The organism is Sphingobium sp. LSP13-1-1.1 (genome assembly GCF_040676415.1).
Classification (GTDB): domain Bacteria; phylum Pseudomonadota; class Alphaproteobacteria; order Sphingomonadales; family Sphingomonadaceae; genus Sphingobium.
On record NZ_JBEGHU010000034.1, the window covers coordinates 195,828 to 222,598 of the forward strand.

Genomic DNA, 26,771 nt, shown 5'->3' on the forward strand with positions numbered 1-26,771 from the left:
TACAGGAACCGGACAGTAGGGGACGCGATGAGCGAGCGAGCCGATTTGGCCGAACCCCGGCCGGACGATTTTGAGGACATTGCCGCCGGGCAGGTCGAATCCCGCCATGACGAGGATGATCGGCTGAAGGGCGAATTCGTCGATGCCGTTCTGGATGCGGTAGAGGCGGATGACCGGGAGCGTGCCCGCGAACTGGTGTCGCCGCTGCATCCGGCCGATATTGCCGACCTTCTCGAACTCACCCCGTCCGAACGGAGGGGCGAGGTGGCCGCGGCGCTGGGCGATCTGGTCGGCGCGGAGGTTCTGTCCGAACTCAACGACTATGTCCGCGACGACCTGCTCGACGCGCTGCTCCCCGAACAGGTGGCGGAGTTCGCTGCCGAACTGGACACCGACGACGCCGTCGCCATCATCGAGGATATGGAGGAGGCCGACCAGCAGGCTGTCCTCGACGCGCTTGATCCCGAAGATCGTGCCGCCATCGAAAGCGCGCTGTCCTATCCGGAGGAGTCCGCCGGCCGCCTGATGCAGCGCGATCTGGTCGCGGTGCCGGAACATATGACGGTCGGGCAGGTGATCGACTATCTGCGCGACAACCGCGACCTGACGACCGACTTCTGGGAAATCTTCGTGGTCGACGAAGCGCACAGGCCGATCGGTACCTGCCAGCTCAGCTGGGTGCTGACCTGCCCGCGCAGCGTCGCCATGGCGGACCTCATGAAGCGCGAACAGACGCTGATCCCGGTCGACATGGACCAGGAAGAGGTGGCGCTGCGCTTCCAGAAATATGCGCTGATTTCCGCGGCCGTGGTGGACGGCAGCGGTCGGCTGGTCGGCATGATAACGGTCGACGATATCGTCCACATCATCTCCGAGGAAGCGGGAGAAGACATTCTTCGCCTGTCGGGCGCGGGTGAGGGCGACATCAACCAGCCCATCCTGCAAACCGTGCGCACACGCCTGCAATGGCTCGTGGTCAATCTGGGCACGGCCATATTGGCGGCCTCCGTGGTCGGGTTGTTCCAGGCGACCATCTCCAAATATGTCGTGCTGGCCGTGCTGATGCCGATCGTGTCGGGCATGGGCGGCAATGCGGGGACGCAGACCATGGCGGTCGCCGTGCGCGCGCTCGCCACCAACCAGCTCACCAGTTCCAACACCATGCGCCAGATCGTCCGCGAATTCCGCATCGCCAGCGCCAATGGCACCGCGCTCGGCATATTGATCGGCCTGTCGGTGGGATTGATCTACGGCAATCATGATCTGGGGATCGTTATCGGGCTGGCGATGCTGATCAACAATCTGGTGGCGGGGCTATCGGGCATATTGATCCCGGTCGCGCTGGACAGGGTGAATGTCGATCCCGCCGTTTCCTCCGCCGTGTTCGTGACGACGATGACGGACGTGATGGGCTTTTTCTCCTTCCTCGGCCTTGCCACGATATGGGGTTTGTAATCGGCCGGTCAGCGCCCATCTTCCTGCCATGCCGCTTCACCTGACCAAGATCGCCTTTCAGAGCGAAAGCCCTGCAACGCTCCGCGCCTGGCTGGAAAGCCATGCGGAGGAGGCAAGGCTGACGACGCGTTATCTGCCCAAGCGGGTCGAGGAGCTGGAGGGCGGTTCGCTCTTCTGGATTCATGGGCATCAGCTTGTCGGGCGCAGTCCGCTGCTGGGCTTTCAGGAAACCGGACAGGGCCGTTACTGGATCAGGCTGGAGCCACGGCTGATCCCGGTGCGCGCCGTGCCCAAGCGGGCGCATCAAGGCTGGCGCTATCTGGAGGAGAAGGACGCCCCGGCCGATCTGGGCGCAGGCGAGGCGAATGATCTGGATGCGATGCCGACGCGGTTGCTGGGGGAGTTGTCGCGGCTCGGGTTGCTCTAAGGTCTCACATCATCCCGTCCTGCCTTCGCGGGGGCGGGGTCTTTTTCAGGCAAGCGCCTTCACCTGCGCGCCGACCTCCCGCAATTCCGCAATGAAGCGCTTTCTCTCCTCGGCTTTGCGTGCCGCGTCCGGTACCCGCAGCAAATAGCTTGGATGAACCGTTATCCATCCCTGCGCGCCGCCCTCCAAAGCCAGGGGCGCGCCCCGGACCCGGCTGATGGTCACGGCCTTCCCCAGCAGAGCGCGCCCCGCCGTGGCGCCCAGGGCGACGATGATCCGTGGCCGGACCAGCTCCAGCTCCTGCGTCAGCCACCAGCGGCAAGCCTGGATTTCGGGCGTTTCCGGCGTCTGGTGGATGCGCCTCTTGCCCCGTCGCTCATGCTTGAAATGCTTGACGGCATTGGTGACGTAGGCGCGCCTGCGGTCGATCCCCGCCTCCTCCAGCGCGTGGTCGAACAATTGCCCGGCCGGCCCGACAAAGGGATGTCCGGCCAGATCCTCCTGATCGCCCGGCTGTTCTCCGATGAACATCAGCGGGGCATCGACTGGTCCCTCCCCGAACACTGTCTGGGTCGTGTCGCGGTAGAGCGGGCAGCGGGTGCAACCCATCGCCTCCTCGCGCAGCGCGCTCCAGGCCGCGTCGGCATTTCCCTGCCGGGTGGAGGGTTTGGGCGGCGTTGCGATCATGGCTGCCTCCCGTGACTGGGCACCTGCCACCAGTTCGGGAATGAGCGCGGCTTCCGGCAGGTTGCGCCAATATTTTCGGGGCATTTCGGACAGCATCGCCCCGACCTTGAGCCGTGCCGGATTGAAGATCGACGCATAATAGCCCTTCCAGATATCCTCGACGGGATCTTGCGCGGGCGCATCGTTGCGCGTGGCGCCCGGCCCTTCGGTCAACGTCTCGCCATCCCAATGGATGCTGATCTCCGGCGTCAGGATCGACCAGCGCATGGAGGCGAAGCGGCGCACGAAAAAACCCGCATTGGCGCGGACGATATGATGTTCCGGCTCGAACCAGGCGATGAAGCGCGCGCCGTCCGCATCGGCCAGTTCGCGGAAGCGGACGAAGGCGCGCATCTTGTGCATGTCGCGCCGGACCGCCTTGGCCAGCGCCTCCACCCGGCGGACCAGCGGGTCGGCGCGATCGTCCAGACTGGCGGGGCGCCCGCGCAATTGCACGAGCAGGGCGTAGAGCAGGGCAAAACGTTCCGGATCGCTGTGCAGGATTGCCGTTTCAGCCAGCTCGACAAAGGCGCGAGGGACGGAAAATATGGCGCCGTCAGTCGCTGGAGGGGGTTCGTCCGCCGCGAACAGATCTCCTTCATCGCCCGTTTGCCAGACAATGTCGGCCGGCTCCGTGCCGGCAAGGGCAAAGGCGCGCGCGGCCTGGCGCCAACCATCGAAATCATCCGCTCCGTTCAGCCGCGCCCGATGCATCGCCCCTTAGTCATTCGCCTCTGCGCGCTGCAATTCCGCCGGCTTGCGCTGGGCGAACCGGGCCGCCAGCTTCGCCTCCTCCTCGGCGGTCAGTTCCTTGGCGGCGTCGGGGAACATCTCCTCCTCTTCCTCTTCGATATGGTGGAGGTAGCGCTTCTTGAGCTGGGCGAAGACGTGGTTCCATTCCTCGCCGTTGAAGGACAGCTCTTCCAGCTCCTCCAGATAGTCGTCGATCTCCTTGTGCTCCGACACGCTGTGCTGCGCGTCCTCGCGCAGGTCGGGGCGCGCCAGCATGGTGGCGTAGAGCGTTTCCTCCTCCGCCGCCGCATGGGCGGTCACTTCCACCTTGAACTGTTCGAACAGCTTTTCCAGCCGATCGGGCTCGTCCTTCGCGTCAGCCATCTTGTCGAACAGCTGCCGGTGGGCGTCATGATCCTGCTTCAATCGGTCGAAAATGCTGCGGTTGGCCATGGGGGATGCTCCTTCTCTTGCGGAAGGAACAACGATGGAGCCGGCCTTTGGGTTCAGCCGAACAGCGCGCGAAAGATGATCGCGACAGGAATCCAGAGCAGGCCGCCGCCAATGCTGGCCGCCCAGAGCTGCACCAGATCGCGGCGGAAGCGAAGATCCAGGCCGTGCGCGGGCAGGCCACTGCGATCCAGCAGCTCCCAGCGCCGCTCCAGCCCCCGCGCGGCAACGGCAAAGCCGCCGATCGCCACGATGATGCCCAGATGCAGCAGCAGCGATCCGCCCATTTTGGCGACAATGAAAATCTGGAGCAGGCAGAAAATGACAAGCGCAGCGGCGAGATGGGAACTCATCCGCTGGGCATGGCCCGTGCGGCGCGTTATACCATCGTTCCACTTCGTCGCCAAAAATCCGGCCCTTTCCTTGCGTCGGGCAAGAAAAACATGAACCGCCTTTCCGATCAACGGCAAAATGAGCGCGACTCATTCAAAAAGCTCATATTGTGACGGCGGCGGCGCCACGTGCAGGGTGAGCCGATCGGCCAGTTGGACCGGCCGCCAGTCGGCCGCGATCAGGAAGGGCCGTAATTTGGCGATGCTCCGCGTCAGGCGGGCGACATCGTCCAGCCGCAACCGGCGGTGGCGTCGGCTCGCGACGATCCGGTCCACCGCCTTCGCGCCCAGCCCCGGGACCCGCAGCAACGCGTCGCGCGGGGCATGGTTGACGTCGACCGGAAAGACCTCCCGATGGCGCAGCGCCCAGGCGAGCTTGGGATCGATGTCGAGCGGCAGGCAGCCGGTGGCGGGATCGGTCGCGCTTTCCAGATCCTGCGCCGAATAGCCGTAGAAGCGCATCATCCAGTCGGATTGGTAGAGCCGATGTTCGCGCATCAGCGGCGGACGCTTCAACGGCAGCACGCTGCTGGGCGAGGGGATGGGCGAGAAGGCACTGTAATAGACGCGGCGCAGCTTGTGCCGGCTGTAGAGCGAACTTGCCCGCTGGATGATGGCCCTGTCGTCCGCCTGGTCCGCGCCGACGATCATCTGGGTCGACTGGCCCGCCGGGGCGAAGCGCGGCGCATGGGTGTAGCGGCGGCTGGCGTCGGCGCCTTCCTCAATGGCGTCGCGCATCCCCGCCATGGCGCTTTCGATCTGCCCCTTGTCCTTCTCCGGCGCCAGCCTGCGCAGGCCCTGTTCGGTGGGCAGTTCGACATTGATCGACAGCCGGTCGGCATGGAGGCCCGCCTGACGGGCCAGTTCGGGGTCGGCGTCGGGGATGGTCTTGAGGTGGATATAGCCGCGGAAATCATGTTCTTCGCGCAGGCTGCGCGCGACCGCCACCAACTGCTCCATCGTATAATCGGACGAACGGATGATGCCGGAGGAGAGGAACAGGCCCTCTATATAGTTGCGGCGGTAGAAGCTCAGCGTCAGGTCGACCACCTCCCTCACGGTGAAGCGGGCGCGCCGCACATCGCTCGATCGGCGGTTGATGCAATAGTGACAGTCGAAGATGCAACTGTTGGTCAGCAGGATCTTGAGCAGCGAAATGCAGCGGCCGTCGGGCGCATAGGCATGGCAGATGCCCATGCCCTCGGTCGAACCGATGCCGCCCTTGCGTCCCGATGCGCTGTCCCGTTTCGCCGTCCCGGACGACGCGCAGGACGCATCATATTTGGCGGCGTCGGCAAGGATTTCCAGCTTTTGCCGGATGGAGAGGGCGGTCATGATTGTTCATCATATGTTCCCTATCCCCCACTGTCCATAATCTCGATCAGTCAGGCCGGTGGGGAGTCCGCATCCAGCACCTGGCGGACCTTCACCGCCAGCTGGTCTAGCGTGAAGGGCTTGGCGAGAAAGGAGACGCCGGGGTCGAGCATGCCGTTGTGGACGATGGCGTTGCGGGTATAGCCGGTCGTGTAGAGGATCTTGAGGCCGGGATGGCTCTCCCGCGCGCGATCGGCCAGGATGCGCCCGTTGATGCCGGGCATGACGACATCGGTGAACAGCATGTCGATGCGCGGCTGGATCGTCAGCATTTCCAGCGCCTGCTCCCCATCGGAAGCCTGGACGATAGTGTAGCCCAGCTCGCGCAGCGAATCGACCGACATGTGGCGGACGCGCTCCTCATCCTCCACGACCAGGATGATCTCTTCCCCTTTGGCACGGGGCAGTTCGGCGGGCGTCACCGTCACGGTCCCGCCGACCGACTCCGGCCCATAATATCGCGGCAGGTAGATCTTGATGATCGTGCCCTCGCCGGGTTCGGAATAGATCTTCACATGGCCGCGCGACTGCTTGATGAAGCCGAACACCTGGCTGAGGCCGAGCCCGGTGCCCTTGCCGACCCCCTTGGTCGTGAAGAAGGGTTCGAAGGCGCGTTCCACCACCTCGGGCGGCATGCCGGTGCCGCTGTCGCTGACGGATACCATCACATATTGGCCGGCGGTGACGTCGCTGTGGGTCGCGGCATAGGCATCGTCGAGATGCGCGTTGGCCGTCTCTATCGTCAGCCTGCCACCCATGGGCATGGCATCGCGCGAATTGACGCAAAGGTTGATGATGGCTGCTTCGAGCTGGCTGGCGTCGATGCTGGCGCGCCACAGCCCGCCGGCCAGCACGGTTTCCACCCGAATGGCTTCGCCGATGGTCCTGCGCAGCAGCTCCGACATGCCGCCGACCAGCTTGTTCACGTCGATCGGCTGCGGATCCAGCGGCTGCTGGCGGGAGAAGGCGAGCAGGCGCGCGGTGAGCTGGGCGGCGCGCTGGGCGCCCTCTGCCGCATTGTCGATGCCTTTGATGATCCGGGGGTCCGAATCCGGCGTCAGCCGCCGCCTTGCGATGTCGAGAGAGCCGATGACGATGGCGAGCATATTGTTGAAGTCATGGGCGATGCCACCGGTCAGTTGCCCGATCGATTCCATCTTCTGGATCTGGCGCAACTGCCCTTCGGCCGCCTCGCGATCCTGCGCCTCTTCGATCAGGCGCTGGTTGATGTGAGCGAGCGCCTGCTGGCTTTCGGTCGCTTCGGCCACGCGGCGATAGGCGGTGCGCAGCGCCAGCGCTCCCAACAGGGTGATCAGCACGGCGGATAGCGTGAGCCCGACTGAAACCATCGTGCTCAGCCGATTGTCGTTGGCGGTCCGGTTCTTCAGCAATTGCGCCTCACGCGCCCGCATCGTCGCGACCAATGCGCGGATGCGGGTCATCGTTATCATCCCCGCATCGTAATCGTCCGCCTCGAACACCTCTCCACGCTGTCGCCGCTCTATGCCCGCCCGCATCAGGAACAGGCGGTCGTCGAGCAGTTCCTCCAGTTCCTCCAGCGATCGGGCCTGCAGTCTATTGTCGCGCATCTCCACGCGCAGCGTGGCCAGTTCCTGCCGCCATTCGCTGCGAAAACTCTCATAGGGACCAAGGAAGGACTTCTTGCGCGTCAGCATGAAACCGCGCTGCGCGCTTTCCGCTTCCTGCGCGTGAAGCAGCAGGGTCGAGAGCTGGTTCTCGATCCGCAATGTGTGCTGGACCCAGATATTGACCCGCTGCTGCACCGCGTAGATCCAATAGGTGCTGCCTACCGCAAGCGCACCGACAAGGAGGGCAAGCAGCAGCAGGAAGATCGATCGTTCAGGGCGGATTGCGGGCATGGCGGCGGAAGATGCGGAAAAAAGGCGAGGGGGGCAAGCCGGGAAAGGATATCCAGCCAAAAGGATTATGGCAGGGAAATCGACGCTTTAGCACCTCTGGAAAGCGCCGCGAGCGCGCCGATCCCCGGCTCTTCCCGCTCTACTCCCGCCAGCCTGGATCGATCCGGTCGATCTTGCGCACCATGGCCTCGAAATCCGGCACGCCGGGGCCGGCCGGCAGTTGCACGCCGCTAAGGTCGCGCTGATGCATCGCGATGACCTCCGCCGGGATGTCCATCGGCGTGCCGGCCGCGCCGGTCGCGACCTGGACCTCGCAGGCGCGTTGCAGCATCCACTGGGTCAGGAAGGCTTCCGGCAAGGACTTGGCCATGACCAGCGTACCATGGTTGCGCAGCATCATGATGCGCCTCTCGCCCAGATGGGCGATCAGCCTCTCGCCTTCCTCCGGCCGGATCGTGATGCCTTCGAAGTCGTGATAGGCGATTCGGCCGATGAACGCCGCCGCATAGAAATTGGTCGGTGTCAGTCCCTCCCGCGTCGCGCTGACGGCCATGCCCGCGGTGGTGTGGGTGTGGACGATGCAATGCGCATCGGGCAGGTGGCGGTGGAAGACGCTGTGCTGGGTAAAGCCGGCGCGGTTGACCGGATAGGGGTTGCCGTCCAGCACATGGCCGTCAATGTCGATCTTGACGAGGCTGGATGCGGTCACTTCGCTGTACAGCAGGCCGAAGGGATTGATGAGGAAGGCATTTTCTTCCCCCGGCACGCGCAGGGTGATGTGGTTGTAGATCAATTCCGACCAGCCCAGATGGTCGAAAATGCGGTAACAGGCGGCGAGTTGCTGGCGCGCGGTCCATTCTGCGGCCGGCATGTCGGGATGTTTGCCCATGCTCCTGGCGATGGTTGCCATGGCGATCCTCCTTCTTGTTTATCGGGGGACTATCCGCCAGTCCTCCGGCGCTGTCGAGAAAAACGGCTTTTGGGTTGAATTTGCGCGACTCTGCTGGTAGGGCGCGCCCCACACGGCGCAGGGTGACCTGCGGCGACTCACTGCTATTTCATTCGGGTGGCCCGTCGGGAAGGGTTATGTTTCCTGGCGGCCCGTCTGTTTTTCGACTGGAGTTTGACTGGCTTATGCAAATCATCGTTCGCGACAACAATGTCGACCAGGCCCTGCGCGCGCTCAAGAAGAAGCTGCAGCGTGAGGGCGTGTATCGCGAGATGAAGTTGCGCCGTCACTATGAGAAGCCCTCGGAAAAGCGCGCCCGCGAAAAGGCTGCCGCCGTTCGCCGCGCCCGCAAGCTGGAGCGCAAGCGCGCCGAGCGTGACGGCGTCCGGTAAGGACCGTCGTCATCGGGGCGGTCGCCTGATCGTCCCTTCCCTCTGCTGACAGATCACCCGCACCAATTTGCGAGGCATAGCGCATGTCGACCACAGCCGTTCCCCTTCGTCCTATCGCCAAGGGATCGCTGACGCGGCTCTGGATCGGTGTCGCTGCGGTGGCGCTTGCCGCCGGCGGCCTGGCTTGGGCGGGGCAGCGGGGCGTGGAGGCTTCGCCAGCCAGCTTCCTGGCGCATAATCGTGGCGCGGATGGCGTGGTCACGACCGAATCGGGCCTGCAGTACAAGGTGCTGGAAGAAGGCAGCGGTCCCAGCCCCACGCCGGCCGACGTGGCGCTGGTGGGCTATAAGGGCACGCTGCTCGACGGCACGGTGTTCGACGAAAATCCGCAGACCGCCATGCCGGTGGACGGCGTGGTCCCCGGTTTTTCCGAAGGCCTGCAGAAGATGAAGAAGGGCGGCAAGTACCGCCTGTGGATTCCGCCGCAGCTTGGCTATGGCGAGCAGGCGGCGGGCCCGATCCCGGCCAATTCGGTGCTTGTCTTCGATGTCCAGTTGCATGACTTCAAGTCCAAGGCGGACATCATGCGCATGCAGCAGATGATGCAGCAGGGCGGCATGCCGCAGGGCATGCCCGCCCACTAGAGCAGGTTTCGATCTGATTGAATCAGATCGCCGCTCTGGATTCCTTGTTTGCCGCGATTTCTTGACCAGCGATCGGTTCCGATCGCTTGGAAATCGCTCTAATCCTGGTTCCGATCTGATCGGCCCAGGCCGCCGCCCTGGAGCGCGCCGGGTCCGATCAGGCCCAGGCCGCGCGCACCACACATTGCAAGCGGAAAGCCGGTTCCGACCTTTCCGCCCCACGCTTCAGCGATGGCGGGTACGCTGGTTTTCTTACCGGCGTCCGGTTCGTTCGGCCCTTCCCTGACCGCGCCCGGCGCACCTATTCCCGGGCGAGGAAATCACCGCTCTTGATCCGCTTCAACCCGCTGCTGTCGGGCATGTAGATATAGGTCCATGCCTCGACCTGCCCATGTTCGCAGCGGACGGTCAGTCGTTCGCGCCGATATTCATGGGGCGGCGGAAAATGGGCGGCGCATTCCTCATAGTCGTCGAGTGCGGCGAGTACCGGCTCCGGATCGGAAAGCGCGAACAGGTCGCCCGTCACCACGCCGGATCCATCGGGCACAAAGCCCGGATAGGTCCCCACGCGATAGAGCAGGCCCTGCGCGATCGCGGGCCCGACATGTCGGGCCGCGTTGCGCAACCAACGCGCCGTCGGATCGTCGCAGCCCGGTCGAAGCGTGCCATAGACAAAGAGGAGCGTCTCGTTCAGGTCCCAACCCCGGAAATATTCCTGACTTGCAGGAAATTTACCCAAATAACGGAAATTTTCCCGCAAAAAATCAGGCGTGGGCTGGCGAAAATCCCGGAAATTGCGGCCGAAATGGAAATTGGCACGGCTCCTGCAATCTTCCCGGCATCGAGGCCGGATGGTTCGGCCCATCGCATGTCAGGGAGTATATCATGTTCGCCAAGCTGCAAAATGTCGCTTTCGCCCTTACCGGCGCGCTGCTGGTTTCCGCGCTGTTCATCGGCGCCGCCGTCCCGGTCACACCGATCGCCTGATCCCGCCGCATCTCTTGAGCGGGTTTCGATCTGATCGAATCAGATCGCCGCTCTCAATTCTTTGTTTTCCGCAATTTCTTAATCAGCGATCGGTGCCGATCGCTTGGAAATCGCTCTAAAAAAGGCCAGATTCATGAACAACAGCTTCACCCTCGACCGCCGCAATGGAAAGATCATGGGCGTGTGCGCCGGGCTTTCCAACCGCACCGGCATGGATGTTACGTTGATCCGGATCGCGCTCGTGCTGCTGACGCTGTGCGCGCTGGGTCCGGTCGGCGTCGTCGCCTATCTGCTGGCCGGCTGGCTGGCGCAGGGCTGATCAAGTCCAGCGATAATGAAAGAGCCGCCCATGGTAATATCCAGGGCGGCTCTTTCTACGTCCATGACGGACTGCTTGGATCGGGTCGTGTTGCGCTCAGGCAAACAACACCGAATAGAAGGTCAGCATCTGTGCACCGACCGCAACCATAAGGGCAACGCCCTGAACAGTGTGTCGCATATCATTCGTCCTGCAAATCATTATTCTTTATCGCCTCAAGGGCGAACAGGCCTATGCGCCCCGCAGGACAATGTAACAATCGCAAAGGACGACTTCGCGGTTGCAGCAAATGCAACAGTCGTTGTTACTGCAAAGCCACAATCATGGCCTGCGCCGCGGCGGGCGCCCGAACCTTCGCCCCGCTGATGAAGAAGGCATAGACATCGCCCCTTGCGGCCTGTTCGCGCGCCTCGCCTGCCCATCGCCGGATTTCGGACGCAGAATAGCCGGTCGGCTCCTCCTCCCGCGTGCGCATCAGCCGGGCATAGGAAAAGCCGACATCATGGCCCTGCAGGGCAGGATATTCCGGATGGTCGGCATGGACCACGGCTGCACCCGCCCTTTTGGCCAGATCGAAAAAGGCCGGATCGTCAAAACTCTCATGCCGTACCTCCAGCGCGTGGCGGAGCGGCACGCCATCCACGCTGTCCGGCAGCAGCTTGAGGAAAGCGGCGAAATCCTCGGCATCGAATGTCTTGGTCGGCATGAACTGCCAGAGGATGGGTCCCAGCCGATCGCCCAGTTCGACCAGTCCCTGCTGCGTGAATTTGGCGATGGACTCGCCCGCTTCCGCCAGCACGCGCCGATTGGTGCAGAAACGGGAGGCCTTGACCGCGAACTGGAAGCCATCGGGAACGGCCTTTGCCCAACCGGCAAAGGTCGCCGGTTTCTGCGTGCTATAATAAGTGGCGTTGATTTCCGTCGCGGTCAGATGCTGGCCGACATAGGCCAGTTCGTCCTTCTGTCGCAGCCCTTCTGGATAGAAGGTGCCGCGCCATGGTTCAAAGATCCAGCCGCCGATCCCGACCCTTATCTTTCCACTCATCCCGGACTCTCCTTTCCCGCCATCCTGATCGGCAAAGGGGATCAGGACCAGAGGGAAAAGCTGCCCTTGCAGGACAAGCTGGCCGTTCGCCGTTCAGGACGCTGCGGAACGCGGCGCGGCGCGCGGTGGGGACAGGTTGATCGCCTGGACAAATTCCACGCCCAGCCGATCCTCGCGGGACCAGCGCGCGACGGCGTCGACCGTCTGATTGTCGCCCAGATCGATCGTGAACCGCGTGCCTTCCGGCACGTTCCACAAGCCTTCCAACTGCGCGCCCGTGGCGGAAATGTTGCGGATGCGTCCAGCGTAGACATGGCCCTCATGCTGCACGGCGACCGTGCGGAGCATGGTCCTGCGCTCCGGCCGGCTCAATTGGAATCCCTGCGGCGATACGACGCCGCAAGGACGGTGTTGCTGTACCAGCACGTCCGCCGCCGGCAGGGGGCGACCATAGACATAGCCCTGGATATGGCTGCACCCCAGATTGCGGATCAGCGCGAGCTCATCCTGCGTTTCGGCGCCTTCGGCCGTCGTGTCCATGCCCAGCGCTTCGGCCAGGCTGACGATCGCCTTGATGATCGCGCTGTTGGGGCTGCCCTTGATCGCCGCGCCGCGCACGAAGCTCTGGTCGATCTTGATCTTGTCGAACGGCGCTTTCTTGAGATAGCCGAGCGAGGAATAACCCGTGCCGAAATCGTCGAGCGCCAGTCGCACGCCTATGCTCTTGAGCCGCGAAAACATCGAGTCGGTGCCGTCGTCGTCGTTCAGGAAGACGCTTTCGGTGATCTCCAGCTCCAGCCGGTCCGGCGCCAAGCCCGAAGCGGCCAGCGCATTCATGACGATGGAGGGTAGGCCCTGATTGGTGAACTGGATGGGCGAGACGTTCACCGCGACCCGCACGTCCTCCGCCCATTGCGCCGCATCGCGGCAGGCGGTGCGCAACACCCATTCGCCGATCGGGCCGATCAGGCCGCTTTCTTCCGCAATGGGGATGAACAGGGCCGGGGAAATCGCGCCGCGCACCGGATGGTGCCAGCGCAGCAGCGCTTCATAGCCGGTGATCTGCTCGGTACGGGAAGAGACCACAGGCTGGTAGACAAGGTGCAGGGCATCTTCGACCAGAGCCTTGCGCAGGTCCTCCTCCAACTGGCGGCGATCCTCCGCATCGGCGTGCATTTCCGAGGAGTAGAAGCGATGGATGCCGCGCCCGTCGCCCTTGGCGGCATAGAGAGCGAGGTCGGCATTGCGGATGAGTTCTTCCGCCGTCACGCCATCCTGCGGGCAGAAGGAGATGCCGATCGAAACGCCGATGACGACGGCCGTTCCCTCCACCTTGTAAGGCTGGGACACGTCGGTGATGATCGCCCGCGCCAGATCGTCCAGCGATATCTTGTCGGACCGGCCGGGCAGCAGGATCTTGAACTCGTCGCCGCCCTGCCGGCCGACCAGCCCCTTGTTGCCGACCACGCGCTGGATGCGTTCGCTGACCTGGCGCAGCAGCGCGTCGCCAGCCGGATGACCCAGCGTGTCGTTGACGATCTTGAACCTGTCCAGGTCCAGCATCATCAGCGTGCAGTCGCGCGGCTGCCCCCTCTTGCCCGCGACCGCCTGCTCCAGAGAGCGCATCATCTGCACCCGGTTGGCGAGCCCGGTCAGCGAGTCATATTGCGCAAGCCGCGTCACCTCCGCCTGGCTGCGGCGCATTTCGGTAAGGTCGGTGCCGCTGCCCCGGAAGCCGTGGAACTGACCGAATTCGTTGAACACGGGCTGGCCCGAAATCGACCACCAGCGCTCGTCCTTCGCCATGGCGGCGCGCACCGGGATTTCGGCAAAGCCCGTCCGCGCCGACAGGTGGAAGCCCAGGGTGCGCTCGCCATCGCCATCCTGCCGGTCGCCGGGGCGAATGATCTCCGTGATCGGGCGGCCGATCAGCGCATCGCTGCCCAGGCCGATCGTCCGGGCCAATGTGTCGGAAATATAGGCGATGCAGCCATGGCGGTCGGTTTCCCAGAACCAGCCGCGGCCCGATTGTTCATATTCATGCAGCAGCCGGTCGGAACGCTGCGCCCGGAGGTCGCGCTGGTGGACGGCGATGGCCCGGTTCATGTCGGCCTGCGCCTGGCGCAGCGCGGCTACCAATATCACCGCGATACAGCTGATCAGCAAGCCGATCTGCATGAATTCGCTCCGGTGCAGCATGGCGGCGATCAGCAAGCCGCAGAAATAGCTGGCGCCAAGCAGGCGCCGGTCGCCGAAGATCGACACCGCCATCAGTGCGACCGCCATTTCCGCCGTCAAATTGCGCGAAGGCTCTCCCACGATCAGCGAGGGCCCCAGCAGCAGGCTGAAACTCAGGCCCGACAGCAGCACCATGGGAAGCATCAGCCATTTCTGGTGATGCGGCCGCAGCTGCTGGAACTGCGCCCCGCGCGGCACGACAATGGCGACACCGTCGATCAGCAGCATGGCCGCCATGGCGGCGGCGTGGCCGGCATCGCCCTGCCGGTAGAAGGGAACGTGCAGCAGGGCGGTAACGCAGAGCTTTCCCAGCAGGATGAGGGGCCACATCCGCGCGATATGAACGAACGCGCCGGATATCCAGGAAGCATTGATGGAGACATCGCTTTCCACCAGGCCGAGCGCCGCGACAAGATTGGGCCGCCGCGAATGCAATTCTGCCAGATTTGCCCGCATGGAAGTCATATATGCCGCGTAACGGCAAGAGATTGAAAGAAACTTACCGCGCCGCCGGGGTGAGCGATGGTCGATTGCCGGCAGCCATTGTCGCGCAGTCGAAATAGAGGGCGCACGGACAGCTTGCCATGCCGGACAAGGCCCGGAATGCGCCCGGTTTCAATGGAGCGCGCCGCGTCAAAGCTGACGCAGGTCGCGCGCTCCGGCTTTTTTTGTCATCTCACGCCTTGGTGCATTCCCCGACGCGCTTGCCCGTGACGTCATGCGTGGTGCGCAGCACCGGCTGGCCGCCTTCGGTCTTCGTCATGGTGCTGCCCAGCGTCAGCGTGTCGGCGGTGAAATTGCCCTCCAGCGCCACTTCGGACGTGCCCTTGCCGGACGTGCAGCTCAACGTCGCGATCAGGCGGCCCTTGCGGAGCAGCTTGTCCTTGTAGGTGCAGTCCTTGCCCTCATTTCCAGCGAGCGCATTGGCATCCGGCACGCCGGCGGCATCGACGGCGATGCATATCCTGTCCTCGCTGACCTCTTTCAATGCGGTCTGATATTCGGCGGGGGTCACCGTGGGCGTGTTGTAGCCGGTCGTCTTTCGCGTCAGCGCCCATTCGCCCGCTTTCATGACGATCGGCGCTTCGGTCGTTTCGGGCGCGGGTTCCGGCTTGCTGCCACAGGCGGCCAAGCCAAGAGCAAGCCCAAGCCCAAGCGGCAGGGCCGCCAGCGCGAATTTCTGCATATCCTCTCCCCTGTTCTCTGTTGGAACCGGGGCAGGCTCGCGCCAAGCCGCGCAAAGCGCAAGAGGAATCTGCTATCGTCTGGCGCGGGTCGGGGCATGGAAATCGGGTGGCTTGTTCGCCACCCAGGCCAGAAAGCGCGTCATCGCGGGATGAGCGCGCAGCGCGTCGGCGTCGGAATAGGCGCGGGCCAGTTCCGCATTGGCGAAATTCGCATGGATGGCGCGGTGGCAGATCGGATGGACGGGCACCATGTCCCGCCCGCCCTTGCTCCTGGGCACGGGATGATGCCATTCGACGCGCCTGCCCAGCGGTCGCTCACACAACCAGCAGGCAGGCGCCTCGCCCATGTCTCGCTCTTATTTGGCTGAGCAGGTCGCGCCGATCCATTTGCCGCTGGTCTTGGCCTTCATGCTCATGTTCATGCCGTTGGGTGCGCCGGTCATCTTCATGTCCATGTTCATTTCATAGCTTTCGGGCGCATAGTTGCCGGACATGACGGCGTTCATCGTGCCGCCCTGCGACTTGCAGCTTATCTCCCCCTTCACGGACCCGCCGCTGGCGTCGAACCCCTTATAGGTGCAGTCCTTGTTCTCCTGCCCTGAGAACATCTTGCCGCTGGGATTGGCGGCTTCCTCCGGCGAGACGCAATATTTGATCGAGGTGCGGCTCATCATCTTCTTCATCTGTTCTTTCATCTGGTCGGCGCCGCCGGGCATGTTCGGCATGTCGATGTCCTCCAGCTCATAGCTGCCCTCCCACTGGCCGGGCTTGAGCTGAACCTTCTGCACCTCCTGGCGGACCTCCTCGCGAGTCTGCGGCTCGCTCGCCTTCTTCTCGCCGCAAGCCGACAGCAGAGCGGCCGCTCCCATCAGGAACCACACAGTTTTACGCATTGAAAATCCTCCCTGTTGCACCCCGCTGATGGCGGGACCATATCAAGCGGCGATGACAATTCAAATCCGCACCACGCTGGACGAGCCCCAGACTGGCGAAGGCTTCGTCCCCCACCGCCCCGCGCGTCCGGAAAAGAGCGAGGGCGGACGGCCGTTCAGGCTGGTTTCCGATTATGAACCGTCGGGCGACCAGCCGACCGCCATAGCCGAACTGGTTGAAACGGCGCTGCAGGGCGAGAAGGACCAGGTGCTGCTGGGCGTGACCGGATCGGGCAAGACCTTCACCATGGCGAAGGTGATCGAGGCATTGCAGCGGCCCGCCCTGGTGCTGGCGCCGAACAAGATCCTGGCCGCGCAGCTTTATGGCGAGTTCAAGAGCTTCTTCCCGGACAATGCCGTCGAATATTTCGTCAGCTATTATGACTATTACCAGCCCGAAGCCTATGTGCCGCGCTCCGACACCTATATCGAAAAGGAGTCGAGCGTGAACGAGGCGATCGACCGGATGCGCCATTCGGCGACCCGCGCGCTGCTGGAGCGGGACGATGTGCTGATCGTCGCGTCGGTCTCCTGCCTCTATGGCATCGGCTCGGTCGAAACCTATTCCGCCATGACCTTTTCGATGAAGAAGGGCCAGATCGAGGACCAGCGGGAGATCATCCGCAAGCTGGTGGCGCTCCAGTACAAGCGCAACGATGCGGCCTTCGCGCGCGGCAATTTTCGCGTGAAGGGCGACAATCTGGAAATTTTCCCGTCGCACTATGAGGATACCGCCTGGCGCGTCAGCTTCTTCGGCAATGAAATAGAGGACATCGTCGAATTCGACCCGCTGACGGGGAAGAAGGTCGCCAGCCTCGATTATGTGAAGGTCTTCCCCAATTCGCACCACGTCACGCCGGGCCCGACGCTCAAGCAGGCGATGGAGGCGATCCGTTTCGAACTTGCCGAGCGGCTGAAGGAACTGCAGGCCGAGGGCAAGCTGCTGGAGGCGCAGCGGCTGGAGCAGCGGACCCATTTCGATCTGGAGATGATCGCCGCCACCGGCTCCTGCGCGGGGATCGAGAATTATTCCCGCTTCCTGACCGGCCGCCTGCCGGGCGAGCCGCCGCCGACCCTGTTCGAATATCTGCCGGAGAATGCGCTGCTGTTCGTCGACGAAAGCCACCAGACCGTGCCCCAGATCGGGGCGATGGCACGGGGCGACCATCGGCGGAAGATCACGCTGGCCGAATATGGCTTTCGCCTGCCGAGCTGCATCGACAACCGGCCGCTCCGCTTCAACGAATGGGACGCGATGCGGCCGCAGACGGTCAGCGTCTCCGCAACGCCAGGCTCGTGGGAGATGGAGCAGACCGGCGGCACCTTCGCCGAACAGGTGATCCGCCCGACCGGCCTCATCGACCCGCCGGTCGAGATCAAGCCGGTGGAGGATCAGGTGGACGACCTGATCCATGAGGCGAAGGAGACGGCGACGAAGGGCTATCGCACGCTGGTGACGACGCTCACCAAGCGGATGGCCGAAGACCTGACCGAGTTCATGCACGAGGCGGGGATAAAGGTCCGCTACATGCACAGCGACGTCGAGACGCTGGAGCGCATCGAACTGATCCGCGACCTGCGACTGGGCGTCTATGACGTGCTGGTGGGGATCAACCTGCTGCGCGAGGGGCTGGACATTCCCGAATGCGGCCTGGTGGCGATCCTCGATGCCGACAAGGAGGGCTTTCTGCGGTCGGAAACCTCGCTGATCCAGACGATCGGGCGTGCGGCGCGCAATGTCGATGGGCGGGTGATCCTTTATGCGGACAGGGTCACAGGATCGATGGAGCGGGCGCTCAACGAAACCTCGCGCCGTCGCGAGAAGCAGATGGCCTATAATCGGGAACATGGCATCACGCCGACCACGATCAAGCGCAACATCGGCGACATCATCGCCCATGTCGCGTCGAAGGATCAGGTGACGGTGGATACCGGGCTGGAGGACCGCCCCCATCTCGTCGGCCACAATCTGCGCGCCTATATCGAGGATCTGGAAAAGAAGATGCGCGCCGCGGCAGCCGACCTGGAATTCGAGGAGGCCGGGCGCATCCGCGACGAGATCCGCAAGCTGGAGGCGGAGGAGCTCGGCCTCCCCGCCGATCAGCAGGTGGCCGCGCCTCGGGGACGCGCCACGGAGGGCAAGCCGGGAACGCGCAAATTGCGCTATGGAAAGGTGCAGAAGAAGTTCGGACGCTAGAGCTTTTCAAGTTGACCGTTTACGGCCAACGGCTCGGAAAATGCGGTATCAGGGGGTCAGATCATTCGCCGCAGCACGCCATCCTTCAGGATGACATGATGGCGCACGGCCGCCAGCACATGCAGGATCAGCAGTGCCGCCCAGGCAAAGGCCAGAAGCTCATGGGCCTCGCCTGAAATCCCGACGATCGCGTCGCCCTTCGCCACCGCGAATTTCGGCACGTCGAACAGGAAGAACCAGTTCAGCGGCCGGTCGCCGGCGGAGGTCATGATCCATCCGCTCAACGGCACGATCAGCATGAACGCGTAAAAGGCGAAATGCGTGACGCGCGCGGTTCCCTTCTCCCACGCCGGCATTTCGGCGGGCAGCGGCGGCGACCTGCGGGTGAGGCGCCACAATATGCGCGCGACGGTCAATGCGAGAACCGTCAGCCCGATCGATTTATGGACGGGCATCACTTTCCATTCCCTGGGCAGCGCATCATGCGCGAAACCCAGGAAGAGGTTGAAGAGGATGAGGATCGCCATGATCCAGTGCAATGCGCGGGCGACGGGACTGTAGCGATCCATCCAATACTCCTGCCTGACCTTTACCCCTGACGATTGGCGACCAGATTATCCACCACCGAAGGATCGGCAAGTGTACTAATGTCTCCCAGCGCCTGGGGGGAGACTTCGCCCTCCGCGATCTTGCGCAGGATGCGGCGCATGATCTTGCCCGACCGGGTCTTGGGCAGGCCGGGGGCGAACTGGATGACGTCGGGCGTCGCGATCGGCCCGATCTCGCTGCGCACCCATTTGACCAGCGTCTGGCGCAGCGCGTCGCTCGCTTCCTCGCCGCTGTTGAGCGTCACATAGGCGTAGATGCCCTGGCCCTTGATGTCGTGCGGAAAGCCCACGACCGCCGCCTCGGCCACCGCTTCGTGCAGCACCAGCGCGCTCTCGACCTCCGCCGTGCCCATGCGGTGCCCGGACACGTTGATGACGTCGTCCACCCGGCCCGTGATCCAATAATAGCCGTCCGCGTCGCGCCGCGCCCCGTCGCCGGTCGTATATTTGCCGGGGAAGGTCGTGAAATAGGTCTGGAAGAAGCGCTCATGATCGCCCCAGACGGTGCGCATCTGCCCCGGCCAGCTCTGCGCGATGACGAGATTGCCCTCCGTCGCGCCGTCCAGCACATGCCCCTCCGCGTCGACGATCTGCGGCACCACGCCCGGCATGGGCAGGGTTGCGGAGCCGGGCTTCAGGTCCGTTGCGCCCGGCATCGGCGCGATCATCGCCCCGCCGGTCTCGGTCTGCCACCATGTGTCGATGATCGGGCAGCGGTCCTCGCCCACGACATGATGGTACCAGCGCCACGCCTCGGGATTGATCGGCTCGCCGACCGTCCCCAGCAGGCGCAGCGACTTGCGGCTGGTGCGGGTCACGAAATCGTCGCCTTCCTTCATCAACGACCGCAGCGCCGTGGGAGCAGTGAAGACGGTCTGCACCTGATGCCGGTCGATGACTTCCCAGATGCGGCTGGGCGTCGGCCAGTTCGGCACGCCCTCATAGATCAGCGTCGTCGCCCCGTTCGCCAGCGGGCCATAGACGATATAGCTGTGCCCCGTGACCCAGCCGATGTCGGCCGCGCACCAGTAGATGTCGCCGGGCCGGTAGTCGAAGCACAGCTCATGCGTCAGGCTGGCCCAAAGCAGATAGCCGCCGGTCGTGTGCAGCACGCCCTTGGGCTTGCCCGTCGATCCGGAGGTGTAGAGGATGAACAGCGGATCCTCCGCGTTCATGGGTTCGGGCGGGCAGTCGGCCGACACCCTGGCCGTTTCCTCATGCAACCACAGGTCGCGGCCTTCCTTCATTTCGATGGCGCCGCCGGTCGCCTGGACCACGATCACCTTGCGGACGCTGGTGCACAGCGTCAGCGCGGCGTCGACATTGGCCTTGAGCGGCACCTTCCTGCCGGCGCGGCAGCCCTCGTCTGCAGTGATCACCAGCGTCGAGTCGCAATCGGTGATCCGTCCCGCCAGCGCCTCTGGCGAAAAGCCGCCGAACACGACGCTGTGGACCGCGCCGATGCGGGCGCAGGCGAGCAGGGCGAAGGCGGCCTCCGGGATCATCGGCATATAGACGGTGATCCGGTCGCCCTTCTTCGCGCCGGCCGTCTTCAGCGCATTGGCGAAGCGGCACACCGCCTCATGCACCTCGGCATAGGTGAAGCGGCGCGGCAGCGCGTCCGGCGAATCCGGTTCCCAGATGATCGCGGTCTGATCGCCGCGTTCGGCCAGATGCCGGTCGATGCAGTTGACGCTGACGTTCAGCACGCCGTCGGCAAACCATTTCACCCCGAAATCGGCCTCATCGAAGCTGCTCTCATCGGCTTTGGTGGGAAAGTTCACCCAATCCAGCCGCCCGGCCTGTTCCAGCCAATAGGCATCGGCATCCTCGACCGACCGCGCATAATCGGCCGCGCGGCCCTCCCGGTCGAACAGCGCGGACGCCGCCCACTCTGCAGGAACCGGGAAATAATCGTCAGACATGCGGGCATCCTTCCTCTGCGAAATTCTCGCTTTGGAGGTCCTGGAGCGATTGCCAAGCGACCGGAGCCGATCGCTGGTCAAGAAATCGCGGAAAACCAGGAATCCAGAGCGGCGATCCGATTCAATCGGATCGAAACCCGCTCTAGAGCCAAGGCGCGACGACAGGAAGATGGGATCGTTCTGCGCTCGCCACAGTTTCCACCTTTGTCGGTCGGGATTTAAGCAGGATGATGCTATTTTGCCGCTTTTCGCGCGCGCCCGCCGGGCCTAACAGGAAGGGCATATGTGGCAACTTTTCCAATTTCCGCTCTGCCCCTTTTCCCGCAAGGTCCGCCTGCTGCTCGGTGAAAAGGGGGTGGGCTACGATCTGGCGCGCGAATCCCCCTGGGAGGCGCGCGACGAGTTTCTGGACCTCAATCCGGCCGGCACGACGCCGGTGATGGTGGATCAGGAAAAGGGCGTCACCCTGATCGACAGCCAGGCGATCTGCGAATTTTTCGAGGAGACGGTGGAAAAATTCCCGCTGATCTCCGGCACGGCCGCCGGCCGGGCGGAGGTGCGGCGGCTGACCGCCTTTTTCGACCAGAATTTCTACGGCGACGTGGTCGGCCCGCTGCTGCATGAACGGATGAAGAAGCGGCTGATCGAACGCGCGCCGCCCGATGCCCGCGTCCTGCGGGAGGCGATGAAGCGGGCCAATGTCCACATGGATTATATGGACTATCTGCTCGACCACCGCGCCTGGATGGCGGGCGGCACGCTGAGTCTGGCCGACATCGCCGCCGCCGCGCATCTTTCGGTGGCCGATTATCTGGGCGGCATCGACTGGGCCGGGCATGAGACGGTGAAGCGCTGGTATGCCGGCTTCAAGTCGCGCCCGTCCTTCCGGCCCCTGCTGTCCGAACGGATGGAGGTGATCACCCCGCCGCCCCATTATGAAAAGCCGGATTTCTGAACCCGCAACGCCCCTCCCGTCAGGGGAGGGGATGATGGTCAATCCATTTCAGCGGCCAGATATACCCGGTTGCGGCCATGTTCCTTGGCCAGATAGAGCGCCCGGTCCGCGGCTTTCAGCGCAGCGCGAGGATCGTCATAGGCCAGCACATTGGCGACCCCGGCGGAAAAGCTGACGCGCTCCATCCGTTCGCCATTGGCGCGGTTGACCAGGCTGCGGGTGGACAGGTCCTGCCGCACATTGTCCACCGCCTCGCACGCCTCGGCCGCCGTCTTGCCGCGGAAGAGCATGACGAATTCCTCGCCGCCGTGACGCGCGACATGGCATTGTTCGTTGCTCACCTTCGACAGCAATCCGGCCACGAACTTCAGCACCCGGTCGCCGGTGTCATGGCCATGGCTGTCGTTGATCAGCTTGAAATGATCGATGTCGCAAAAGGCGACGGCCAACGGCTGCCTTTCCTTCTGCGCCTGCGCCAGTTCCTCGCGCAGCGTCCCTTCAAAGGCGCGGCGATTGGGCAGGCCGGTCAGATGGTCATGTTCGGCGGCACGGCGCGCGCTTTCCAGATTGGATTTCAGAAGCTGCGTCTGCTTCTGGTTGTCGCGAAGCTGGCTTTCGACCTGCCGGGTCTTTTCGACCATCGACCGGGTGAGCGCCACCAGACGGGCCAGCACCGGCTGGCTCTCCGAACCGGCCGAGAGCCCCTTGACCTCTTCCTGCAGCGCGGCGCCATAATCCTTGGCCGAATTGCGCGATTCGGTCATCAGGCCGGTGAATTGCGACAGATTCTCCTCGACCCTGTCGAGCATGGAGGCAAGCGCTTCCGCCGTGACCTCGTCCGTGCGCTGTTCGGCGGCGACATTTTCGACCCAGCCATTGGAGATCTTGCCCTGTTCGGCCAGCACGGCCTTCACGGCCTTCTCCACGCCGATATGGGATCCGGTCAAATAGTCATGCGCCACGCCGAAATTCAGCGGCGTCAGGTCCAGATCATGGGCGAACAGGAAATCGCCTATGTCCTCGTACAGCTTGCGCCGCCGGATGGCTTCCCGGCTGGAAGCGCTGCCATGCCGGGCGCGCTGCGGCTCCTCCGGCACGTCCATGGCTTCGTCGTCGGTCTTGCCGGACAGGCCGCGAGCCCAGCGGGCCAGGCGATCCGTCAGGCCATGTTGCGCGTTTGCGGAAGATGATGCCCCAGTCATGCTCACCAGAACGGCAGGGCGCAAACAAGGTTAAGGACGCGCCAAGCGAAAAAGCGCAAGGCGCTGACTGACCTCGATTATATGTCCGCGCCGATCAACCAGTCGCGGAAAATCCGCACCGCGCGGGTTTGCAGCGCGCGCGGCCGGCAGACGAAGAAATAGCGATAGGGGCTTTCCACCCGATGTTCCGGAAACAGCCGGACCAGCCGGGAATCCTGCGCTTCATTATAATGGCTGGCATGCATGACGGCGATGCCCAGCCCCTGTGCCGCAGCCTCCAGCATCAACTGGCCGGAATCATAATTGTCGATCGCCAGCGGCTGCAGGTCGGGCAGGTGCACCGCCTCCTTCCACGCATCGAACGCCAGCGCCATGTCGCGATGCAGCAGGACCGTGTGATTGGCCAGCTCCTGCGGGGCGGTCAGCGCGTTGGGCGTTTCCAGCAACGCCTTGCGGCCGATCAGATAGACTTCGTCATGGTCGAGCTCATGGGCGTAAAGCGCCGGATCAATGTCCTTCGCCAGCACGATCGCCGCGTCCAGCCCCTCGCCCAGACGGGCGACGGCATAGGGCGTGGTCTCGATGTCGATGTGAAGCTGCGGATGCCGCTGCCGCAGGGCGCCCAGATGCGGGAACAGCCGCTGTGTCGCGAACAGCGGCATGACGGCCAGTCGCAGTCGCAGCTGGTTGCCGCCGCTCTGGATATTCTCCAGCGCCTGGCTCAGCGAATCAAGCGCCGGGGCGATGTCGTCCAGCAGGCGCTGACCATCGGCATTGATTTCCAGCGCCTGATGCTTGCGGTCGAACAGCGGCCGACCGATGAAGCGTTCCAGCGCCTGGACACGGCGGCTGAGCGCGGGGGTAGAAAGCGCAAGCTCCTCCGCCGCTGCCTTGACCGATCCAAGGCGGGCAACCTGAACAAAGGCCTCCAGGGCCGTAAGGGGCGGCAATCTACGCATAAATCGTCATGTTCATCCGGCCTGTCCGCTGCGACGCGTCATTGCTTATTCTTTAGCGGCGCGCAAACCGGCTCCAAGCATCCTCATTTCAATGAGCAGTAAAAAAGGACTTTTGACAAGATGCAAAAATTGCAACTCCTCGATTCTTTTCGCACTTGCAAAAATACCTGCCGCACTGCACATAGGAAAGGCCTTTCAGGCATCCTCTCCTAAAAACTTTCCGGGCTGGCCTTCGGGCTGGCCCTTTTTTTATTCGTTCCGGGGTTCTCGATGGCCCCTTTCCCTCCGCCCTGACGTTCCCTATCTCGTTTGCCAGCGAACAGAACGGGGAAGTCGAAGTGGCCGACGAAGAAACCGCAGGACGTAGGATACAGGTGGCCAACGCCCGGCCCGAGGACGCGGGAAGGGGCCTTGCGCGCCTTCCGCTGGCGGTGATGACGGAACTCCACCTTGCGGAAGGCGATGTGATCGAGATCGCCGGCAAGCGTTCCACCCCTGCGCGGGTGGTGCGGCCCTATAAGGAGGATGAGGGGCTGGACGTCCTGCGCCTCGACGGGCTTCAGCGCGCCAATGCCGGCGTCGGATCGGGTGATTTCGTCGTCATCGGCAAGATCGATCCCCGGCCTGCCCAGCGCGTCGTGTTCGCGCCTGCACAAAATAATCTGCGACTGCAGGGCAATCCGGAGGCTTTGAAGCGCGTCTTCTTCCAGCGCCCGCTGACCTCCGGCGATATCGTCGCGACGTCGGGGCAGCAGCAGGTGCCGCCCGGCGACATGCCGCCCCAGTTGCGCCAGATGCTGGCCGCGCCGGCCTATGCCTTGCAGGAAATCCGCCTGGTCGTGGTGTCGACCGTCCCCAAGGGCATCGTCCATATCGACGCCGATACGGAGGTGGAGCTGCGCGCCGAATATGAGGAACCGCGCGAATCGCGGCGCGCCGACGTCACCTATGACGATGTCGGCGGCATGGCCGAGGCGATCGACCAGCTGCGCGAGATGGTGGAGCTGCCGCTGCGCTATCCCGAACTGTTCGAGCGACTGGGCGTCGATCCGCCCAAGGGCGTGCTGCTCCATGGTCCGCCGGGCACTGGCAAAACGCGTCTTGCCCGCGCCGTCGCCAATGAATCGGAGGCTGAATTCTTCCTGATCAACGGGCCGGAGATCATGGGTTCGGCCTATGGCGAGTCCGAAAAGCAGCTTCGCGAGATTTTCGAGGCGGCCGCCAAGTCGGTGCCGTCGATCCTGTTCATCGATGAGATCGATTCCATCGCGCCCAAGCGCGGCAGTGTGACCGGGGAAACGGAAAAGCGCCTCGTCGCCCAGTTGCTGACCTTGATGGACGGGCTGGAACCGCGCACCAATCTGGTCGTCATCGCCGCCACCAACCGGCCCGAAGCGATAGATGAGGCGCTGCGCCGGCCCGGCCGTTTCGACCGGGAGATCATCGTCGGCGTGCCGGACGAGCGCGGACGGCGGGAGATTCTGGGCATCCACACCCGCGGCATGCCGCTTGCCGACGGCGTCGACCTGGGCGAACTGGCGCGCATGACCTATGGCTTTGTCGGCGCGGACCTAGCGGCGCTGACCCGCGAGGCGGCGATCGAGACCGTGCGCCGCTTCATGCCCCGGCTCAATCTGGAGGAAGGCACGATCCCCCCCGACGTGCTGGAGGAACTGTCCGTCGCGCGCGACGACTTCATGGCCGCGATCAAGCGGGTTCAGCCTTCCGCCATGCGCGAGGTGATGGTGCAGGCGCCCAATATCGGCTGGGCCGACATTGGTGGCCTGGACGATGCGCAGATGCGCCTCAAGGAAGGGGTGGAGCTGCCGCTCAAGGATCCCGACGCCTTCCGCCGCATCGGCATCCGCCCGGCCAAGGGCTTCCTGCTCTACGGCCCGCCCGGCACCGGCAAGACCCTGTTGGCGAAGGCGGTGGCGCGGGAAGCGCAGGCCAATTTCATCGCCACCAAATCCTCCGACCTGCTCAGCAAATGGTATGGGGAGAGCGAACAGCAGATCGCCCGCCTCTTCGCCCGCGCGCGGCAGGTGGCGCCGACGGTCATCTTCATCGACGAACTGGACAGCCTGGTTCCCGCCCGCGGCGGCGGCCTGGGCGAACCGCAGGTGACGGAGCGGGTGGTGAACACCATCCTGGCCGAGATGGACGGGCTGGAGGAATTGCAGTCCGTCGTCGTCATCGGCGCGACCAATCGGCCGACGCTGATCGATCCAGCGCTGCTGCGGCCGGGCCGGTTCGACGAGCTGATCTATGTTCCCGTGCCCGACCAGGCAGGCCGCAAGCGCATCCTGTCCATCCACACGGGCAAGATGCCGCTTGCCGACGATGTCGACCTGGATGTGCTGGCGGAGCGCACGGAGCGCTTCACCGGGGCCGATCTGGAAGATCTGGTCCGCCGCGCCGGCCTGGTCGCCTTGCGCCAGTCCCTGTCGGTCGACCGGGTCACCCAGGCGCATTTCGAGGCCGCGCTGGAGGACACCCGCGCCTCCGTCACGCCCGAAATGGAACGCGAATATGAGCAGATCCAGGCGACGCTGAAGCAGAGCGTGATGCAGATCGATCCCATCGGCTTCGTATCGCCCGGCATGTTGCGGACGCGAACCAGGGATTGAGAGGTGCAATATGTTCCCGCGACGGCCGGTCCGGGAACATATTGTCGCGCCAGGTCAGGTCATGTTTTTGGCCCGGCCGCCTGCCTTACCCTCTGGCCTATTTGTCTTTCCCCGGCGAAGTCGCTTGCATGGCCGTGCGATTTTTGCGAGTCGGACAGGCAAGGCA

25 protein-coding genes are annotated in these 26,771 nt (G+C 63.9%); 9 read left to right on the forward strand and 16 right to left on the reverse strand.

Going from position 1 to position 26,771, the window contains the following annotated elements:
• The first annotated feature begins 27 nt into the window (after nucleotides 1-27).
• Nucleotides 28-1,455, forward strand: a complete 1,428-nt coding sequence (gene mgtE / locus MRBLSP13_RS16235; protein ID WP_363738627.1) for a magnesium transporter — start codon at nucleotides 28-30, stop codon at nucleotides 1,453-1,455.
• 28 nt (nucleotides 1,456-1,483) lie between these two features.
• Nucleotides 1,484-1,882 (forward strand): DUF1489 family protein, encoded by a 399-nt coding sequence (locus MRBLSP13_RS16240; protein WP_363738629.1) that lies wholly within the window; start codon nucleotides 1,484-1,486, stop codon nucleotides 1,880-1,882.
• 45 nt (nucleotides 1,883-1,927) lie between these two features.
• Here MRBLSP13_RS16240 and MRBLSP13_RS16245 read toward each other — a convergent pair whose 3' ends face one another.
• The 3 genes from MRBLSP13_RS16245 to MRBLSP13_RS16255 are packed head-to-tail and all read right to left on the reverse strand — an operon-like array spanning nucleotide 1,928 to nucleotide 4,143.
• A complete protein-coding gene (locus MRBLSP13_RS16245) occupies nucleotides 1,928-3,322 on the reverse strand; it encodes a UdgX family uracil-DNA binding protein (protein WP_363738631.1) in 1,395 nt (464 codons plus the stop codon).
• Between the two features lie 6 nt (nucleotides 3,323-3,328).
• Entirely contained in the window at nucleotides 3,329-3,793 is a 465-nt protein-coding gene (locus tag MRBLSP13_RS16250) for a hemerythrin domain-containing protein (RefSeq protein ID WP_363738633.1), read from the reverse strand.
• Nucleotides 3,794-3,846: 53 nt separating this feature from the next.
• Nucleotides 3,847-4,143, reverse strand: coding sequence for a hypothetical protein (locus tag MRBLSP13_RS16255; protein WP_363738955.1), 297 nt, complete (start codon nucleotides 4,141-4,143; stop codon nucleotides 3,847-3,849).
• On the opposite strand from MRBLSP13_RS16255, the gene MRBLSP13_RS16260 reads away from it, so the two are divergent.
• A complete protein-coding gene (locus tag MRBLSP13_RS16260) occupies nucleotides 4,054-4,296 on the forward strand; it encodes a hypothetical protein (RefSeq protein WP_363755732.1) in 243 nt (80 codons plus the stop codon). The genes MRBLSP13_RS16255 and MRBLSP13_RS16260 overlap by 90 nt on opposite strands.
• On the opposite strand, the gene MRBLSP13_RS16265 is transcribed toward MRBLSP13_RS16260, so the two are convergent.
• The 3 genes from MRBLSP13_RS16265 to MRBLSP13_RS16275 form a co-directional block, all read right to left on the reverse strand.
• The gene (locus MRBLSP13_RS16265; protein WP_363738635.1) at nucleotides 4,273-5,517 is read right to left on the reverse strand and encodes a putative DNA modification/repair radical SAM protein; all 1,245 of its coding nucleotides are present in this window, start codon (nucleotides 5,515-5,517) and stop codon (nucleotides 4,273-4,275) included. The genes MRBLSP13_RS16260 and MRBLSP13_RS16265 overlap by 24 nt on opposite strands.
• Nucleotides 5,518-5,567: 50 nt before the next feature.
• Nucleotides 5,568-7,436 (reverse strand): CHASE3 domain-containing protein, encoded by a 1,869-nt coding sequence (locus MRBLSP13_RS16270; RefSeq protein WP_363738637.1) that lies wholly within the window; start codon nucleotides 7,434-7,436, stop codon nucleotides 5,568-5,570.
• Between the two features lie 139 nt (nucleotides 7,437-7,575).
• Complete coding sequence (locus MRBLSP13_RS16275; protein ID WP_363755566.1) at nucleotides 7,576-8,346, reverse strand: class II aldolase/adducin family protein; 771 nt, start codon at nucleotides 8,344-8,346, stop codon at nucleotides 7,576-7,578.
• Between the two features lie 224 nt (nucleotides 8,347-8,570).
• Here MRBLSP13_RS16275 and rpsU point away from each other — a divergent pair, with 224 nt between their 5' ends.
• Both rpsU and MRBLSP13_RS16285 read left to right on the forward strand, forming a co-directional pair.
• Nucleotides 8,571-8,777, forward strand: coding sequence for a 30S ribosomal protein S21 (gene rpsU, locus MRBLSP13_RS16280; RefSeq protein WP_004208618.1), 207 nt, complete (start codon nucleotides 8,571-8,573; stop codon nucleotides 8,775-8,777).
• An 83-nt stretch (nucleotides 8,778-8,860) separates the two neighbouring features.
• Nucleotides 8,861-9,421, forward strand: coding sequence for an FKBP-type peptidyl-prolyl cis-trans isomerase (locus MRBLSP13_RS16285; protein ID WP_133652683.1), 561 nt, complete (start codon nucleotides 8,861-8,863; stop codon nucleotides 9,419-9,421).
• 301 nt (nucleotides 9,422-9,722) lie between these two features.
• Here the strand turns inward: MRBLSP13_RS16285 and MRBLSP13_RS16290 are convergent, their stop codons facing one another.
• Nucleotides 9,723-10,115 (reverse strand): gamma-glutamylcyclotransferase family protein, encoded by a 393-nt coding sequence (locus MRBLSP13_RS16290; RefSeq protein WP_363755719.1) that lies wholly within the window; start codon nucleotides 10,113-10,115, stop codon nucleotides 9,723-9,725.
• A 426-nt stretch (nucleotides 10,116-10,541) separates the two neighbouring features.
• Between MRBLSP13_RS16290 and MRBLSP13_RS16295 the strand changes: the two genes are divergently transcribed.
• Nucleotides 10,542-10,727: a PspC domain-containing protein gene (locus MRBLSP13_RS16295; protein ID WP_133652685.1), complete on the forward strand. Its 186-nt coding sequence runs from the start codon at nucleotides 10,542-10,544 to the stop codon at nucleotides 10,725-10,727.
• Nucleotides 10,728-11,031: 304 nt separating this feature from the next.
• Here the strand turns inward: MRBLSP13_RS16295 and MRBLSP13_RS16300 are convergent, their stop codons facing one another.
• From MRBLSP13_RS16300 to MRBLSP13_RS16320, 5 genes are all read right to left on the reverse strand, one after another.
• Nucleotides 11,032-11,772, reverse strand: coding sequence for a DUF72 domain-containing protein (locus MRBLSP13_RS16300; protein WP_363755567.1), 741 nt, complete (start codon nucleotides 11,770-11,772; stop codon nucleotides 11,032-11,034).
• Between the two features lie 93 nt (nucleotides 11,773-11,865).
• Nucleotides 11,866-14,475 (reverse strand): EAL domain-containing protein, encoded by a 2,610-nt coding sequence (locus MRBLSP13_RS16305; RefSeq protein WP_363755569.1) that lies wholly within the window; start codon nucleotides 14,473-14,475, stop codon nucleotides 11,866-11,868.
• 211 nt (nucleotides 14,476-14,686) lie between these two features.
• The gene (locus tag MRBLSP13_RS16310) at nucleotides 14,687-15,196 is read right to left on the reverse strand and encodes a DUF3617 domain-containing protein (RefSeq protein ID WP_363755571.1); all 510 of its coding nucleotides are present in this window, start codon (nucleotides 15,194-15,196) and stop codon (nucleotides 14,687-14,689) included.
• Nucleotides 15,197-15,268: 72 nt separating this feature from the next.
• Entirely contained in the window at nucleotides 15,269-15,544 is a 276-nt protein-coding gene (locus tag MRBLSP13_RS16315) for an HNH endonuclease (RefSeq protein ID WP_133652689.1), read from the reverse strand.
• A 9-nt stretch (nucleotides 15,545-15,553) separates the two neighbouring features.
• Complete coding sequence (locus MRBLSP13_RS16320; RefSeq protein ID WP_363738649.1) at nucleotides 15,554-16,090, reverse strand: DUF3617 domain-containing protein; 537 nt, start codon at nucleotides 16,088-16,090, stop codon at nucleotides 15,554-15,556.
• 52 nt (nucleotides 16,091-16,142) lie between these two features.
• Here MRBLSP13_RS16320 and uvrB point away from each other — a divergent pair, with 52 nt between their 5' ends.
• Entirely contained in the window at nucleotides 16,143-18,326 is a 2,184-nt protein-coding gene (gene uvrB / locus MRBLSP13_RS16325; protein WP_363755573.1) for an excinuclease ABC subunit UvrB, read from the forward strand.
• Nucleotides 18,327-18,382: 56 nt separating this feature from the next.
• On the opposite strand, the gene MRBLSP13_RS16330 is transcribed toward uvrB, so the two are convergent.
• On the reverse strand, nucleotides 18,383-18,895 hold the full coding sequence (locus MRBLSP13_RS16330) for a cytochrome b (protein WP_363738653.1): 513 nt from the start codon (nucleotides 18,893-18,895) through the stop codon (nucleotides 18,383-18,385).
• Nucleotides 18,896-18,915: 20 nt separating this feature from the next.
• Complete coding sequence (gene acs, locus MRBLSP13_RS16335) at nucleotides 18,916-20,859, reverse strand: acetate--CoA ligase (protein ID WP_363755575.1); 1,944 nt, start codon at nucleotides 20,857-20,859, stop codon at nucleotides 18,916-18,918.
• A 283-nt stretch (nucleotides 20,860-21,142) separates the two neighbouring features.
• On the opposite strand from acs, the gene MRBLSP13_RS16340 reads away from it, so the two are divergent.
• Nucleotides 21,143-21,814, forward strand: coding sequence for a glutathione S-transferase family protein (locus MRBLSP13_RS16340; RefSeq protein ID WP_133652694.1), 672 nt, complete (start codon nucleotides 21,143-21,145; stop codon nucleotides 21,812-21,814).
• 38 nt (nucleotides 21,815-21,852) lie between these two features.
• Here MRBLSP13_RS16340 and MRBLSP13_RS16345 read toward each other — a convergent pair whose 3' ends face one another.
• Both MRBLSP13_RS16345 and MRBLSP13_RS16350 read right to left on the reverse strand, forming a co-directional pair.
• Nucleotides 21,853-23,016, reverse strand: coding sequence for a GGDEF domain-containing protein (locus tag MRBLSP13_RS16345; RefSeq protein ID WP_363738957.1), 1,164 nt, complete (start codon nucleotides 23,014-23,016; stop codon nucleotides 21,853-21,855).
• A gap of 77 nt (nucleotides 23,017-23,093) precedes the next feature.
• Nucleotides 23,094-23,975, reverse strand: coding sequence for a LysR substrate-binding domain-containing protein (locus MRBLSP13_RS16350; RefSeq protein WP_363738657.1), 882 nt, complete (start codon nucleotides 23,973-23,975; stop codon nucleotides 23,094-23,096).
• A gap of 338 nt (nucleotides 23,976-24,313) precedes the next feature.
• Here MRBLSP13_RS16350 and MRBLSP13_RS16355 point away from each other — a divergent pair, with 338 nt between their 5' ends.
• Nucleotides 24,314-26,605 carry a CDC48 family AAA ATPase gene (locus MRBLSP13_RS16355; protein WP_363755577.1) on the forward strand — a complete coding sequence of 764 codons (2,292 nt, stop codon included), beginning with the start codon at nucleotides 24,314-24,316 and terminating at the stop codon, nucleotides 26,603-26,605.
• The last annotated feature ends 166 nt before the right edge of the window (nucleotides 26,606-26,771 follow it).